Raw genomic sequence first — 15,445 nt, 5'->3', positions numbered from 1 at the left:
GACAACTTTTCTCGTCAAGCCCGCGAGTTATGCACTCAGACACCGCGAGTTGTGCGTTCAGGCACCCCACGAGTCCCCGCCGGACTGTCCGCGTGCGTATTTCGGGGTGCCTGAGTGGAGGACTCGCGAGGTCAGAGGGAGCCGCCGGTCAGGATGGCGTCGGCGGCGGCCGCGTGGCCGGCCAGGTTGGGCCGCACGAACGCCCAGTCCCCGGTCCGACTCACGAACCCCTCGACCCACTGCTCGGACGCGCACACGTCGTGCCCCCGCGTGACCAGGTCCAGATCCACGAACAACGCCCCGTGCGCAGCGGCCTTGGCGGCGAGCAAGGCATTCAACGGCTCCAACACACCCGTGCGCAACCAGTCCAGGTCCGCGTAGGTGGTGTGCCCGAACTCGAAGTACGACTCACCCCCGACACGCAGGCACGTCCCCGTGTCCACCGGGATGATCGACGGGTACCCCACCACGATCGACGCCGCCAGCGGCGCCCGTGCCCGCACGACGTCCAGCAGGTAGTCCACAGCCACACCGGTGTACGCGAGCCGCTCCGCGACCGTGGGCACCCCGTCGGCACCGGACGTGAACAGGTCGCGGCACGGACTCTCGTCGCCGTCGTGCCCGGACCCCAGGCTCTCGCACGCCGACAGCAGCTCCGGGAACCCGACCGTCTCCGCGCCACCGGACACGGTCACCAGGTCGGTCGCCGCGCTCACCGCGTGGACCTGCGGCCACACCGGCGGGAACGGGTACGCGGGGTCCACGACGCCCAGCCACGGCAGGTGCCGGCCGGTCGGGTACTGCGGCTCGTCCACCATGTTGGCCACGGTCGCGCCCCCGCAGCTCACGTCGACCAGTCGCCAGAGGAACCCGAGCCGGGCGGACAGCACCCGCGGGTAGGCACCCCTGGTCCGCTCGCACCCGTCGCGGACCAGCACGGGCCCGGCCGACGAGATGACCCCGGCGGCGAACGAGTCGCCCAGCGCGACCCACTCGAGGGCGGCGGACGCCCCGGCGGTCGGCGCGGTGGCGAACGTGGCGACGGCGGCGAGGGCGAGCGCGGTTCTGAACATGCGTCATCGGTCCTTTCGGGGAATGGCCGCGTACGCGACCGGCCCGATGACGCTATTGGCCCAACCTGGAGTGCGCTGTACGACCTAGAGACTTACCCCGATCGGACTCAGGCGTCGAGGTACTTGTTCGCCAGTTCCGAATACTCCTTCTCCAGGTCGTCCGCCAGGTAGGCGACGTACGACCAGGGCACGTCGTGCACGTGGTCGCGCATGCCCAGCAGGTGCCGCCGGGCCCGGGGCGCGTCGTCGGCCAGCGCGAACGCCGCCGCGAACAGGTTGTGCGCCTGCAACCCGCGCGGGTGCGGGCCGCCGGGCGTGCGGGTCCACTTGTCGGCGGCCTGGGCGATCTCGTCGCGCACCCGGCTGAAGTACCGCATCTTCAACGTCGCGATCTTCAACGCGCTGCGTGCCTGGACGGCCTCCTCGAACTGCTCGAGGAAGATCTCGAAGTGGGCCAGCGGCAGCATCGCGACGACCGGGTCGCCGGGCGGCGCGTGGTCGGCGCTGCCCTGGGCGAACGCCATCATCTCCTCGGCCGAGCCGCCCCACTTGGCGGCCAGGATCTGCAACCGGGTCCAGTGCGCCGGGTAGAGGGTGGCGCAGCGGCGCACGATCTCCCGCCACACCTCGTCCTTCTGCTCGCGGTCGACCTGCAGGCCCAGGCCGGCGGTCTGGAGCTGGGCCCACGGCACGGCGTCCTCGGGCAGCAGCTTCGCGGCCTCGTGCAGCGGGCCGACCGCCTTGCGCAACGTGGCGAAGAAGACCTTGAACCGGTCCTTGCCCACCGAGTCCGCCCGTCCGGCGCCCCGGATGGCCCAGGCCTCGCGGATGAACGCCGTGCCGGCCAGCAGCCACAGGTCGGGGTCGGTGTTGGTCTTCGCGAGTTCCAGCAGTTCGTCCGCGTGGCCGATGGCGTGCTCCCCCAGCACCTCGACCCGCAGCGCGCGCACCTCGGGTTCGGCGCGGCACTCGGCCAGCACGGTCGTCGCCGCTCTCAGGTGGCCCGCGTCCATCTCCTCGGCCGCGATGTCCAGGATCGCGTCGTCGTAGGTGTGGTCGCGCACCACCTCGCGGGCGACCGCAGCAGGCCGCTTCCTCCGGAACATCCCCACCCCGTCGACCTTACTTCTCCGCAGGGCCGACCGGACGAACTCTTTCGTAGACACAGGTCGACGACTCTCGTCGGTTGTGGCGCCCCGCACCCGGACGATGTGCTACACCCCTCGCGTCTTCAAAGGGGGAACCATGAGAAGACTGTTACCCGTCGTGATCACGGCCACGCTCGCCGTGACGCTACCCGCCGCGGGCCAGGCCGCACCAGACCCGTTCGGCGACCAGGTGCTCGCGTGGGGACCGTGCACCGACATCCCGGACTCGGAACCGTTGGAGTGTTCCGCTTTCTCCGCGCCGCGCGACTGGAACCGACCGCACGACGGCAACAGGATCACGATCGCGATCAGCCGCCTCAAGTCGCCCACGCGGCACGCCAGGTCGCTGCTGACCAACCCCGGCGGTCCCGGTGAGCCGGGCCGGACGATGCCGCTCTTCCTTGCCACGCGGGCGAAACTCGCCGACAACGTCGAGATCGTCGGCATCGACGTGCGCGGCACGGGCGCGAGCACGAACGTCACGTGCGGCGGGTTCGTGTTCCCGGACTTCCCCGTCGACCCGCGCGACCGGAGCCCGCGCAACGTCGACCTGATCTACGACGCGGCCGAGTTCCAGGCCAAGACGTGCCAGACGCTGTCCGGCGACTTCGGCAAGTACGTCGACACCGAACAGACGGTCAAGGACCTCGACCTGCTGCGCCGCCTGCTCGGCCGGGACCGGATCGACTGGTTGGGCGGCTCGGGCGGCTCGTGGCTGGGCGCGCACTACTCCGCGTACTTCCCCGGACACGTCGGCAGGTTCGTGCTCGACGCCAACGTCGACTTCTCCAGGACCTGGCAGGACACGTTCGGCGAACTGGCCATGGCCTTCGAACGCCGACTCGTCACGGACTACCTGCCGTGGGTGGCGAAGTACGACTCCGTCTACCACCTGGGCGCCACGCCCGAGGCCGTCCGCGCCCGGTACGAGTCGGTCCGCGCCCGGCTCGCGACCGGCGGCCCGCTCACGATCGTGGAACTCGACGGCCTGGTGGCCCGGATCCTCTACGGCAAGTCCCTGTTCCCCCAAGGCACGGAACTGCTCGCGCGGGTCGTCGCCGCCGTCGAAGGGCAGGGTGCGGCAGTACCCGGCGTGACGGCGTTCGCCCGGTACGCGGACGCCGGGAACGCGCTGTTCTACTCGATCATCTGCAACGACACGAGGTACGTCGGCGGCCGGGCCGAACTCGCCGCCCGCGCCGAGGAACGCGGCCGGAAGTACCCGTTCGTCGGCTACCACCAGATCAGCGCGCCGTGCGCGTTCTGGCACCGCACGCCGCTCAAGCTGCGCAAGCCGACGGGCAAGGGCGCCCCGCCGATCCTCCTGGTCCAGTCGGAACGCGATCCGGCCACGCCGATCGAGGGCGCACGCCGCGCGCACGCGAGCCTCGCCGGATCACGCCTGGTGACCGTCGTGGACGACGGGGACCACGGTGTCTACGGGAGCGGGAATCGTTGCGTGGACGACATCGTGGAATCGTTCGTCGTGGACGGCGTGACTCCCGACCGCGACCTGACGTGCGCGGCGACTCCGCTGCCGACACCGGGGACGACAGCCGGGATTCCCTTGGTAGCAAGGCGATGAAGCCATTCGGCACAGCGGAATCGGTGTCCGGCCTAACACTTTGGTGGATCGCAAGGTGGTTCTTCCGGTGGTTGTGGAGCCACGGGCCGGACAGATGGGGTGAGGCGGTCCACAACCGAGGGGAGTTCCACGGATGAGAAAACTGGTGGTGGCCGTCTCCGCGCTCGCGCTCGTCGCGAGCGTGCCGGCGGTCGCCGACGCCGCACCCGAAGCGGTGAAGGCGGCGAAGCAGTTCGACGACCAGAAGCTCGCCTGGGGGCCGTGTACCGACATCCCGAACGCGCCTCCGCTGCTCGAGTGTGCCACTTTCGGCGCACCGCGTGACTGGAACCGGCCGAACGACGGCAACAAGATCACGATCGCGATCAGCCGCCTCAAGCCCAAGGGCCCGACCAAGTCCAGCGTGCTGACCAACCCCGGCGGCCCCGGTGCGCCGGGCCGGGAGTTCGCGCTGGCGTTCGCGTCCCGCACCAAGCTCGTCGACAACGCCGAGGTGATCGGCATCGACGTGCGCGGCACGGGCGCGAGCACGAACGTCACGTGCGGCGACTTCGACTCGTCGAACCTGGTCGACCCGCGCGACCGCAGCCCGCGCAACGTCAAGCTGTTCTACGACGCCGCCGAGTTCCAGGCCACCACGTGCCAGACGCTGTCCGGCGACTTCGGCAAGTACGTCAACACCGAGCAGACGGTCAAGGACCTCGACCTGCTGCGCCGCCTGCTCAAGCGGGACAAGATCAGCTGGGTCGGCTACTCCGGCGGCACGTGGATGGGCGCGTACTACGCGACGTACTTCCCCGAGCGCGTCGACAAGTTCGTGCTCGACTCCAACGCCGAGTTCACGACCACGTTCCAGGACGTGTTCGACGAGTTCGGCCGGGGCTTCGAGCGCCGCTTCCGCACCGACTTCCTGCCGTGGGTGGCCAAGTACGACAACGTGTTCCACCTCGGCACCACGGCCGAGGCCGTGCGGCAGCAGTACGAGAAGGCCCGTGCGGCGCTCACCGCCAACCCGATCCCGCTGCCGGACGGCTCGCACCTGAAGGCCGTCCACCTCGACAGCCTCCTGGTCCAGGTGCAGTACTCGAAGAACTACTTCCAGATCGGCGCGGAGTTCCTCGCCGCGGTCGCGTCCGGCGCGGTGCCCGCCACCACGGCGAACGCCGCGCTCGGCCTGACGCAGTACCGCGACGCGTCCAGCGCGACGTTCTACGCCATAGCGTGCAACGACACCCGCTACCTCGGCGGTCGCAAGTACCTGGCGGAGAAGGCCGAACGCCTGGGCGCGCAGTACCCGCTGATCGGCTACTACCAGATCGACGCGGCGTGCGCGTTCTGGGAGCGGCCGGCGTTGCAGCTCAAGAAGCCCACGGGCAAGGGCGTCCCGCCGATCCTGATGGTGCAGTCGGAACGCGACCCGGCCACCCCGGTCGAGGGTGCCCGCCGGTCGCACGAAAAGTTCGCCGGCTCGCGGCTGCTGACCGTGACCGACGAGGGCGACCACGGCATCTACGCGTTCGGCAACAAGTGCGTGGACGACATCGTGGAGGCGTTCCTCGTCGACGCCAAGGTCCCGGACAAGGACCTGACGTGCGCCGGCGTGCCGCTGCCCGACCCGACGGCCCCGCAGGCCAAGGCGGACGACACCGTACGGCGGCCGATCTTCTTCCCGCTGTAGTCGGTCCGGCCCGCGTCCCCGCCCGGGGCGCGGGCCGGTCGTACGTCCGGATCAACCTCCGGTCGGATGTCCGCGCACACCTCACAGGAGTGAGGTGTGCGCACCGACCTTTGAGGGGACCTCCGTTGCGTAAGACGATCACAGTCCTGTCGACCGCCGCCTTGGTCGCGGCATTCCTGCCCGCACCCGCCCACGCGGCGGGTTTCGGCATCCAGCAGCTCGTGTGGGCGCCGTGCACCGACATCCCGGACCCCGGCGCCCTCGAGTGCGCCACGTTCGACGTGCCACGCGACTGGAACCGGCCGGACGACGGCAAGCGGTTCACGATCTCCGTCAGCCGCCTCAAGCCCAAGGGGCCGGGCAAGGGCGTGCTGTTCACCAACCCGGGAGGTCCGGGCGACCTCGGCCGGGAACTGCCGTTGGAGCTGACCCACCGCGCCCGACTCGTCGACAACCTGGAGATCGTGGGGATCGACGTGCGCGGCACGAGTCCCGCGCACGGGATCTCCTGCGGTGGCCACGACTTCGCCGACCACCCCGACCCGCGCGACCGCTCGCCGCGGGGCATCCGGGCCGTGCACGACAAGGCCCGCGACCACGCCCGACTGTGCCGACAACGATCGGGCGAGGCGGGTCGGTACATCACCACCGAGCAGACTGTGAAAGACCTGGACCTGTTGCGCCGCTTGATGAAGGTCGACAAGGTCGACTGGCTGGGCTACTCCGGCGGCACGTGGCTGGGCGCGTACTACACGGCCTACTTCCCGCGCAGCGTGGGCAGGTTCGTGCTCGACTCGACGTTCGACGTCACCGGCACGTTCCAGGGCGGTTTCGCCGAGATCCCGCGCGCGACCGAACGCCGGTTCCGCGCCGACCTGCTGCCGTGGATCGCGCGCAACGACGCCACGTACCACCTGGGCACGACCCCGGAGCAGGTCCGCGGCCGTTACGAGACCACCCGCGCGAGCCTGGCCGCCGATCCGGTGGAGCTGCCCGACGGCACCCTGTTCACGGCCATGTCCCTGGACCGCGCGCTGACCGCGGCCACCCGGCACAAGGAGGCGTTCCCGCAGGCCGCCGCGGTCCTGGCGGGCGAGTTCGCCGCGTTCGACCCGGGCAGCCCGGACGCGTCGCGGGCGACGGCGTACATGATCATGTGCAACGACACCCCGTTCCGCGGCGGGCCGGACTTCCTGGCCGAGGAGTCGGCGCGGCTGGGCGGGCGGTACCCGTTGAACGGCTACTACCAGCCGTTGGCACCGTGCGCCTTCTGGGACCGGCCCAGCCTCACCTTGAAGACGCCCACGGGCCAGGGCGTCCCGCCGGTGCTCTTCGTGCAGACCGAACGCGACCCCGCCACGCCGGTCGAGGGCGCCCGCAGGACGCACGCCCGGTTCGCGGGTTCACGCATGCTCACCGTCGACGACGGCGACCACACCGTCTACGGCTACGACAACGCGTGCGTCAACGACGCCGTGGAGGACTTCCTGGTGGACGGCACGCTGCCCACGCGCGACACCACGTGCCCCGGCACCCCGATCGGGGGTGCCTGAACGCACAGTTCGCGGTGTCCGAGTGCACATTTCGCGGTGTCCGAACGTATGACTCGCGGGGTCAGAGGCCGGCGCCGCGCTGGCGGCGCTTGGCCGCGTACACCCCGGCCTCGGTCCGCCGGTCAAACCCCAGCTTGTGCAGCAGGGACGACACGTAGTTCTTCACGGTCTTCTCCGCGAGGTAGAGCCGGTGCGCGATCTGCCGGTTGGTCAACCCCTCCGCGATGAGGTCGAGGATCCGCCGCTCCTGCGGGCTCAGCGCGGCGTACCGGGGGTCCTCGACCGGCCCGCCCCGCAACCGCTGCAACACGGTGGCCGTCACCCCCGAGTGCAGCAGCGACCCGCCGGCGGCCAGGGTCCGGATCGCGGAGACCAGGTCGTTGCCGGACACCTGCTTGAGCATGTACCCGGCGGCACCGGCCATGATCGCGCCGAACAGCGCCTCGTCGTCCGAGTACGAGGTCAGCATCAGGCAGGCGGGCGGCGGGTCCACCACGGACCGGATCTCCCGGCACACGGTCACCCCGTCGCCGTCGGGCAGGCGGACGTCGATCACCGCCACGTCGGGCCGGTGCTCGGCGGCGGCGGTCACCGCGGACGCGGCCGTGTCCGCCTCGCCGACCACGGTGATGTCCGCCTCGACCGCCAGCAGTTGCTGCAACCCCCGCCGGACGATCTCGTGGTCGTCGACCAGCAGTACCGAGATGGACATCCCTCTCCCTTCCGTGACACCCGACCGCGCGGTCACACCGACGCCAGCGGGACGGACCACGTGACGGTCACCCCGTGGCCCTCCGCCGAGTCGACCACGCACGTGCCGTTCCACCGCCGTGCCCGCGCGGTCATGTTCGCCAACCCGCCCGTGTGCCGGGGCCCGCCCTCGGGCAGCCCGGCACCATCGTCCCGCACGATCAACGTCGCCTCGGTCGCGTCCCGGTCGACCCGCATGGCCACCTCGACCATCCGCGCCGACGCGTGCCGCGCCGCGTTGGCCAACGCCTCGCGCAGGGTCGCCAGCAGATCGGGCCGGACGTGGTCGGGCACCACCGAGTCGACCGGCCCCTCGATCGCCAGCGTCGGCTCGTACCCGAGCAGCCGGCTGGCGTCCTGGACCGCGCGCACGAGCTGACCGCGCAGGCTGTTCGGCCCGTCCGGCGGCTCCTGCAACGAGAAGATCGTCTGCCGGATCTCGCGGATCGTCTGGTCGACCTCGGCCACGAACTCGGCCAGCCGGTCGGCCACCAGCGGCTGCTCCACCAGCCCGTTGAGGCTCTGCAAGCCCAGGCCCAGCCCGAACAGCCGCTGCACCACGAGGTCGTGCAGGTCCCGCGCGATCCGGTCGCGGTCCTCCAGCACGGCCAGCCGCCGCCCGACACCGGACGCCCGCGTGAACTCCAGGATCAACGCCGCCTGCCGGGCGAACGCCTCGACCAGCATCACGTCCGACGAGCCGAACCCGGCCCGGTCGCGGGCGCGGGCCACCATGAGCACGCCGAGCTGCCGGTCGCCGGCGGCCAGCGGCACGATCACCACGGGCCCGATCCGGTCGAAGTGGCCGGGCAGCCCGTCGAGCACCATGGTCCGCCCGGTCGTGAACACCTCGCGGCTGGCACTGCCCTCGCGCGACATGGTGAAGCCGCGAAGTTCGCCGTCGTTGACCCGGATCTGCAGCTCGCCCTGCTCGTCGGGCAGCGCGAGCACGGCGCACGCCCCGTCGGCGGCCAGCCGGGCGCGCACGGCGACCAGGCGCAGCGCGTCGCGGTCCGGCGTGCCGGTGAGCAGCGCGTTCGTCACCTCGTTGGACGCGCGCAGCCACACCTCGCGCTGCCGGGACTGCTCGTAGAGGCGGGCGTTCTCGATCGCGATGCCGGCGGCGGCGGCGATGGCCGTGACGACCTCCTGGTCGGCGCGCGTGAAGTCGGCGCCGTCCTCCTTGTCCGTCAGGTAGAGGTTGCCGAACACCTCGCCGCGCACGTGCACGGGCACGCCCAGGAAACCGGGTGCGGCCGGGTCGAAGGTGGTGCCCGCGAACGCGGCGCGGTGGTCGTCGTCGCCGTAGGTGAACTCCAGGAGCTGCCGGTGCGGTCCCATCACCGCCAACGCGCCGTAACGGGCGCCGACCAGGCCGCACGACGACTCGACGATGCGGCGCAGCACGTCGGGCAGCGACAGGTCGCTGGCCAGCGACATCACCGCGCCGAGCAGCCGGTGCAGCCGTTCCTGGGACATGAGCACCTGTGCCGTGCGGTCGGTCAACTCGCGCAACAGGCCGTCAAGCCGCATCGCGTTCGTCTCCGGGGAACCGCCCAAGGAACCACACCTCCACAGCGCGGCTCCGAGATTAGTACCTTCCGGCTACGGAATGCGACGGCCGGTGAGCACCTCCAACTCCACCACGAGGTAGTGGTCGACGCGGCCGTGCGGCCGGCTCGCCAGCGGCAGGGCGCGCAGGCGTTCCAGGCTCGCCTCGTCGTCGACCTCGGTGACGTGCCCGACGGCCATCACCGACCAACCCCGGGACAGGTCCTTCTCGATCTCGTCGATCTCGAACGCGACGATCGTGTCGCGGGCGACGAGCGTGGCGCTGCCCTCGGGCACCCGCAGCACGACCGACTCGCCGTCGAGCGCGAACACGACCGGGTGGACCATCGGGAGCGCACGGTCCGTGAACACCAGCCGTCCTATGGACGACGCTCCCAGCAGTTCGAGACACTCCTGTCTGGAGAGCACCTCAAGTCCGACCGAGTCGTACATCGCACCTCTTCATCCCCCAGTTGCCGGACACAAACGTTCGGTCTGTCCCCGCGTTTTGCCTAGGGTCGGAAGTCCCGCGTTCGTCTGCGCACACGGATGGAGGAATTCCCCCTGTGTCGCCGAGCACACCTCGTTTTTCAGTGGATCATCCGGGACCAGCGGAAACCCTGCGGACGACTATTCCCGTCGATTTCGCACAAAGCCCAGTTGAGACATCTCGGACCGGCGGACCGGCACTTCGGTGCGGTGCGGCACCGACGGGGTCAGTCGCCCAGCCGGAAGCCCTTGCTCACCTCTTCCAGCCGCCCGACCGCGTCGGCCAGGTCGTCGGCGAGGCCGAGGCCGGCCTGGACGTTGGTCTCCGTGCGACCCGCCACGTCCGCGACGTGCCCGATGCTCTCCCGCACCGAGTGCGACGCCGCCGACTGCTCCTCGACCGCGGCGACGATGACGCCCTGCAGCTCGGTCATGTCGCGGATCGAGGCACCGATCCGCTCGATCACCCGGACGGTTCCGTCCACATCGGACTGGATCGCCGCGATGCGCTCGGTGACGCTCACCGTCGCGGTCGTCGTCGACTCGGCGAGGCTCTTCACCTCGGTGGCCACGACCGCGAACCCGCGGCCCGCCTCGCCCGCGCGGGACGCCTCGATGGTCGCGTTGAGCGCGAGCAGGTGGGTCTGGGCGGCGATCCTGGTGATCACGTCGACCACGTCCGCGATGGCGGCCGAGGACCCGGCGAGGCTGTGCAGCTGCGCGGTCATGGTGGCCGTCGCCTGCTCCGCGTCCATGGCCAGGTCCGCGCCGCGCGAGATGGTCGAGGCGATCTCCGCGACGCTGGCGCTGAACTCGGCCGCGCCGACGCTGGCCGCCGCCGACTGGCTGGAGGTCACCGCCGCGCTCTCCCGCAGCTCCCCGGCCTGGCCGCGCAGCGCCTCGGCCGATCCGCTGAGGGTGCCGGCGGTCTCCACCACGGCCCGCACCGACGAGGTCAGCCCGCGCTGCATCTCCACGAGCGCGTTGCCGAGTTCGTCGTCGGGACCGGCGGGCCGGACCGGTGCGGCCAGGTCGCCGGAGGCGATCCGGCGGAGGTGGTCGGCCGTGCGGCGCAGCGTCGCGACCATCTCGCCGAAGGCGACCGCCAGCTCGCCCAGCTCGTCCCGCCCGGCGCGGGGCAGGGTGACGTCCAGGCGACCACGGGCGATGTCGAGCGCCGCGGTGCGCAGCACGGGCATGCGGGCGGTCAGGCGGCGGGTCGTGAACCACACGGTCGCGAGCAGCACCAGGGCGATACCGAGCGCGAAACCGATCAGCTTGGTGCGCAGCGCGGCGACCGGGGCGAGCACGTCGTCCATCGGCGTCACCGTCGCCAGCGTCCAACCCGTGCCCTCGACCGGCGCCCAGGTCACCACCGCGTCGCTCGCCTCCGCCGAGAGCGGGTCGAGGCCGTCGAGGGTCCCGCTGCCGTTGGCCGCGATCGCGCTCGTCAGGGCGGCGGCGGTGTCGCGCGCGGGCTCGGACGCGACCTGCTCCAGCGTCTTGGACCCCACGCCCGACGCGTCGGGCGCCGCGAGCAGCATGCCCTGCCGGGAGAGCAGGACCGCGTAGCCGTTGTCGGACACCTTCGCGGCGCTCACCTGCTGGGAGAGCTGGTCGAGCGTGACGTCGACGCCCGCGATGCCCACCGTCTTCCCGTTCTGGACGATCGGGGCCGTCACCGAGGTCATGAGCGCCTTGAGGTTCTCGTCGTAGTACGGCTCGACGATGCTCTCGGCGTTGGTGCGCTTGGGCTGGGTGTACCAGTCGTACTTGATGGCCTCGGCGTTCGCCGCGTCGTCGAGGTCCTGGCGCACGGGCGTGCCGTTCGCGTCCTTGACCCAGAGGTACTGCTGGACGCCCGAGAGCGGGTAGCGCGGGTCGCCGGGGACCTCGAAGCACAGGTACATGTCGAAGATCTCGGGCGTGGCGGCGAGCGACGCGCGGACCACCTCGTCCAGCAGCGGGCGGTTCTCCGTCGGCAGCACACCGCCGGTGGCGACGATGGCGCGCTCGGCGGCGCGGGCCGCCGCGATCCGGGTCTCCACCTGCCGGGCGAGGCTCTCCGCGACGTCGCGACCGTGCCCGCGCTGCGCGTCCTCCTCCAGCGTCGTGGCGCTGACCACGACGAACACCGACAGGACGGCCAGCCCCAGCACGACGACGGGAACGAGCACGGCGAGCAGACGGCCCCGAAAACTCGACAACCGGAAACTCGACATGCTGGCGCTCCCCCGACGACAGGTGGTGGCGGCGGTTCCGCCGTCGTCCCCCTATCGGCGCCGCAAGAGCGCTCCTGAGAGCCTTTCCTTTCGGGGTGTACCGGGACCGTCCGCGGTCCCGGTACACCCCGAAAGGCACTACGCCTTCGGCACGCGCACGATCAGCGCGTCGCCCTGGCCGCCGCCGCCGCACAACGCCGCCGCGCCAACCCCGCCGCCGCGCCGCTTCAGCTCCAGCGCCAGGTGCAGCACGAGCCGCGCGCCGGACATGCCGATCGGGTGGCCGAGGGCGAGCGCGCCGCCGTTGACGTTGACCTTGTCCGGCGAGATGCCCAACTGCCGCGTGGACACGATGCCGACGGCCGCGAACGCCTCGTTGATCTCGACGAGGTCGAGGTCGTCAGGGGTGATGCCCGCCTTGGCGCACGCCGCCTTGATCGCGTTGGCCGGCTGCTCGTGCAGGGTCGCGTCGGGGCCCGCGACGACGCCGTGCGCCCCGATCTCGGCCAGCCAGGTCAGGCCCAGCTCCTCGGCCTTGGCCTTGCTCATCACGACGACGGCCGCCGCGCCGTCGGAGATCTGCGACGCGGAACCGGCGGTGATCGTGCCGTCGGCCGAGAACGCCGGGCGCAGCCTGGCCAGGCCCTCGACCGTGGTGTCCGCGCGCACGCCCTCGTCGGTGGCGAACAGCAGCGGGTCGCCCTTGCGCTGGGGAATCTCGACGGGCGCGATCTCCTCGGCGAACACGCCGTTCGCGATCGCCGCGGCGGCCAGCCGGTGCGAGCGGGCGGCGAACTCGTCCTGCTCCTCGCGGGTCAGGTCGTAGCGGGCGTTGGCCTTCTCGGTCGAGGCGCCCATGGCGACCTGGTCGAACGCGCAGAACAGACCGTCGAGCTGCATGTGGTCCTGCACGGTGACGTCGCCGAACTTGTACCCGCCGCGCGACTTGGGCAGCAGGTGCGGCGCCTGGGTCATGGACTCCTGGCCGCCCGCCACGACGATGTCGAACTCGCCGGCGCGGATGAGCTGGTCGGCGAGCGCGATCGCGTCGACGCCGGACAGGCAGACCTTGTTGACGGTCAACGCGGGCACGGTCATCGGGATGCCGGCGGCGACGGCGGCCTGCCGGGCGGGGATCTGGCCCGCGCCGGCCGTGAGCACCTGGCCCATGATCACGTACTGGACCTGCTCCGGTGCGACGCCCGCGCGCTCCAGCGCGGCCTTGATCGCGACGCCGCCGAGCCGGGCACCGGAGAAGTCCTTCAGCGAGCCGAGCAGCTTGCCCATCGGGGTGCGCGCCCCGGCGACGATGACGGAACCGGACACCGCAACCTCCACAGCGTTGTAAGCGGTCGTTAACCAAACACGATACTCAGGCGTCCCAGAGTGCGATCGGGTGAGGTCGGACACAGGTTCCGCCGGCTACAGTGCCGGGCATGCGGGCAGAACTGGGCGGCTACGTGACCGCCATCGACCACGTCGGCATCGCCGTCCCGGACCTGGACGCGGCGATCGCGTTCCACCGTGAGCACTTCGGCCTGGAGGTGGCGCACGAGGAGGTCAACGAGGAGCAGGGCGTGCGCGAGGCCATGCTGCGGGCGCCGGGCGACCCGTCGGGCGCGGCCGTGCAGCTGCTCGCGCCGCTGACCCCCGAGTCGACGATCGCGAAGTTCCTCGACCGGTCGGGTCCGGGCCTGCAGCAGCTCGCGTACCAGGTGTCCGATGTGGACGCGGCGACGGCGGCGTTGCGCGCCAAGGGCTTGCGCGTCCTCTACCCCGAGGCGCGGCGCGGCACGGCGGGCAGCCGCGTCAACTTCGTGCACCCCAAGGACGCGGGGGGCGTGCTCGTCGAACTGGTCGAGCCCGGCGCGCACTGACTAGCCCGTTCGGGTAACCGCAGCGTGCGACGGCTCACAGCACGGCGGTTACCCACGGGTAGCACCGACACCGTCCACGGTGTACCGGATTTGCCGTTTTCGAGGTGGGTCAAGCGAATCCGCCGCGCGCCGCGCCGCACGGGGTGCCGGCCGCGTCGCGCATGCGGGTAGCGTGAGGCCATGGGCCTCGCCGACGACCGTGACCTCGTCCCCCTGGGAACCGGCTTCGACATCGTCAAACGCGGCTACGACCGCGCGCAGGTCGAGGAGCACCTGCACGGCATCGACTCGGATCTGCGCCTGCTCGCCGCCGACCGCGACGCGGCCGTGTCGCAGACCAACGACCTGGCCCGTCAGCTCGAGGCCGCCCGGTCGGAGATCGCGGACCTGCGCGGCCAGGTCGAGCGCCTGTCGCTGCCGCCGACGACCCTGGAGGGCCTGAGCGAGCGGTTGCAGCACATGCTGCGCCTCGCCCAGGAGGAGGCCAACGAGATCCACGCCCGCGCCGAGGCCGAGGCGGGCCACGTCCGGGCCAGGTCCGAGGCCGAGGCGTTGACGTTGCGCACCCGCTACGAGCAGTTGATCTCCGACCTGGACCGGCGACGGGCCGACATGGAGGCCGAGCACCGGGGCGTGCTGGAGACCGCCCGCGCCGAGGCGGACCGGATCGTGGGCACGTCCCGCGAGGAGGCGGCCCGGCTGGACGAGGAGTCGCTCCAGCGCCGGACCACGGTCGAGGAGGACTTCGAGATCGCGATGGCCGCCCGCCGGGTCGAGTCGATGCGGACCCTGGCCGAGACCGAGGCGTCGTCGAAGGCCGAGGCGGACCGGCGCGTGCGGGAGGCGACCGACGAGGCCGCCCGCATCCGCACCCAGGTCGCGCAGGAGCAGGCGGCGGCCAACGCCGAGGCCCAGCGCCTGGTCCGCGAGGCGACCGAGGAGGCCAACCGGCGTCGGCACGACTCGATCAGCGAGGCGACCGCGCGCGTGCAGGAGGCCGTCGACGAGTCGAACCGCCGGGTGCGCGAGGCGACCGAGGAGGCGAACCGGCGGGTGACGGCGGCGTCGCAGAAGGTCGACTCGTTGCGCAACCTGCGCAACCGGCTGTCGCAGCAGCTCCACGCGGCGCGTGCCGCCCTGCTGGAGGTGACGCCGCTCCTTGACCCGTTGGAAGAGGAGAAGCCGCGTCCGGTCCCCGCGACCACGATCCAGCCGGCCGCCGGCACCGTCGTCGAGCCCGCCGCGGCCCAGGCCGTGCCGGCCCAGGGCGGCCCGGCGAAGAGTGGCCCGAACCCCGAATCCGCGCGGAACACCACGACCCAGGTCGCTCCGGTGCAGAACGCTCCCGCCCAGCCGACGCCGGGTCCGTCCGAGCCCGGTCCCGCGCCGGCCGCCGACGCGACCAAGCGCACCGAGACCAAGGCCAAGCCCGCTGACGAGGCCCCGACGTCCAAGGTCGACGGCCCCACCCGCAAGATCCCCCGCCCCAACCCGCGCGCGCACACCGGCAAGCGCTGAG

Annotated in this window: 12 protein-coding genes; 5 read left to right on the top strand and 7 right to left on the bottom strand. The window is 71.6% G+C overall.

All coding sequences use genetic code 11. The annotated features are described in order from the left end of the window. Nucleotides 1–131: 131 nt before the first annotated feature. Together F4559_RS04940 and F4559_RS04935 are read right to left on the bottom strand one after the other, a co-directional pair. On the bottom strand, nucleotides 132–1,073 hold the full coding sequence (locus F4559_RS04940; RefSeq protein WP_184666392.1) for an SGNH/GDSL hydrolase family protein: 942 nt from the start codon (nucleotides 1,071–1,073) through the stop codon (nucleotides 132–134). A 107-nt stretch (nucleotides 1,074–1,180) separates the two neighbouring features. Continuing rightward, complete coding sequence (locus F4559_RS04935) at nucleotides 1,181–2,179, bottom strand: hypothetical protein (protein WP_221447655.1); 999 nt, start codon at nucleotides 2,177–2,179, stop codon at nucleotides 1,181–1,183. Between the two features lie 139 nt (nucleotides 2,180–2,318). Here F4559_RS04935 and F4559_RS04930 point away from each other — a divergent pair, with 139 nt between their 5' ends. The 3 genes from F4559_RS04930 to F4559_RS04920 all read left to right on the top strand — a co-directional run bounded on the left by F4559_RS04930 (nucleotide 2,319) and on the right by F4559_RS04920 (nucleotide 7,037). Continuing rightward, on the top strand, nucleotides 2,319–3,806 hold the full coding sequence (locus F4559_RS04930) for an alpha/beta hydrolase (RefSeq protein WP_184666391.1): 1,488 nt from the start codon (nucleotides 2,319–2,321) through the stop codon (nucleotides 3,804–3,806). 133 nt (nucleotides 3,807–3,939) lie between these two features. Then, a complete protein-coding gene (locus F4559_RS04925) occupies nucleotides 3,940–5,484 on the top strand; it encodes an alpha/beta hydrolase (RefSeq protein ID WP_184666390.1) in 1,545 nt (514 codons plus the stop codon). A gap of 125 nt (nucleotides 5,485–5,609) precedes the next feature. Then, nucleotides 5,610–7,037, top strand: coding sequence for an alpha/beta hydrolase (locus F4559_RS04920; protein WP_184666389.1), 1,428 nt, complete (start codon nucleotides 5,610–5,612; stop codon nucleotides 7,035–7,037). 61 nt (nucleotides 7,038–7,098) lie between these two features. Here F4559_RS04920 and F4559_RS04915 read toward each other — a convergent pair whose 3' ends face one another. The 5 genes from F4559_RS04915 to F4559_RS04895 form a co-directional block, all read right to left on the bottom strand. Continuing rightward, nucleotides 7,099–7,749 carry a response regulator gene (locus tag F4559_RS04915; protein WP_184666388.1) on the bottom strand — a complete coding sequence of 217 codons (651 nt, stop codon included), beginning with the start codon at nucleotides 7,747–7,749 and terminating at the stop codon, nucleotides 7,099–7,101. A gap of 32 nt (nucleotides 7,750–7,781) precedes the next feature. Beyond that, the gene (locus F4559_RS04910) at nucleotides 7,782–9,347 is read right to left on the bottom strand and encodes a sensor histidine kinase (RefSeq protein ID WP_184666387.1); all 1,566 of its coding nucleotides are present in this window, start codon (nucleotides 9,345–9,347) and stop codon (nucleotides 7,782–7,784) included. 45 nt (nucleotides 9,348–9,392) lie between these two features. After that, nucleotides 9,393–9,791 (bottom strand): pyridoxamine 5'-phosphate oxidase family protein, encoded by a 399-nt coding sequence (locus F4559_RS04905; protein WP_184666386.1) that lies wholly within the window; start codon nucleotides 9,789–9,791, stop codon nucleotides 9,393–9,395. A gap of 263 nt (nucleotides 9,792–10,054) precedes the next feature. Next, nucleotides 10,055–12,049 (bottom strand): methyl-accepting chemotaxis protein, encoded by a 1,995-nt coding sequence (locus F4559_RS04900; protein WP_184666385.1) that lies wholly within the window; start codon nucleotides 12,047–12,049, stop codon nucleotides 10,055–10,057. 138 nt (nucleotides 12,050–12,187) lie between these two features. Continuing rightward, the gene (locus F4559_RS04895; RefSeq protein WP_184666384.1) at nucleotides 12,188–13,375 is read right to left on the bottom strand and encodes an acetyl-CoA C-acetyltransferase; all 1,188 of its coding nucleotides are present in this window, start codon (nucleotides 13,373–13,375) and stop codon (nucleotides 12,188–12,190) included. 110 nt (nucleotides 13,376–13,485) lie between these two features. On the opposite strand from F4559_RS04895, the gene mce reads away from it, so the two are divergent. Both mce and F4559_RS04885 read left to right on the top strand, forming a co-directional pair. Beyond that, nucleotides 13,486–13,926 (top strand): methylmalonyl-CoA epimerase, encoded by a 441-nt coding sequence (gene mce / locus F4559_RS04890; RefSeq protein WP_184666383.1) that lies wholly within the window; start codon nucleotides 13,486–13,488, stop codon nucleotides 13,924–13,926. Between the two features lie 180 nt (nucleotides 13,927–14,106). Then, nucleotides 14,107–15,444 (top strand): chromosome segregation protein, encoded by a 1,338-nt coding sequence (locus F4559_RS04885; protein WP_184666382.1) that lies wholly within the window; start codon nucleotides 14,107–14,109, stop codon nucleotides 15,442–15,444. Nucleotide 15,445 lies beyond the last annotated feature (1 nt).

The sequence above is a fragment of the Saccharothrix violaceirubra genome (genome assembly GCF_014203755.1).
GTDB lineage: Bacteria > Actinomycetota > Actinomycetes > Mycobacteriales > Pseudonocardiaceae > Actinosynnema > Actinosynnema violaceirubrum.
Note: the sequence above shows the minus strand (reverse complement) of the source record. Positions and strands in the feature narration are given on the sequence as shown.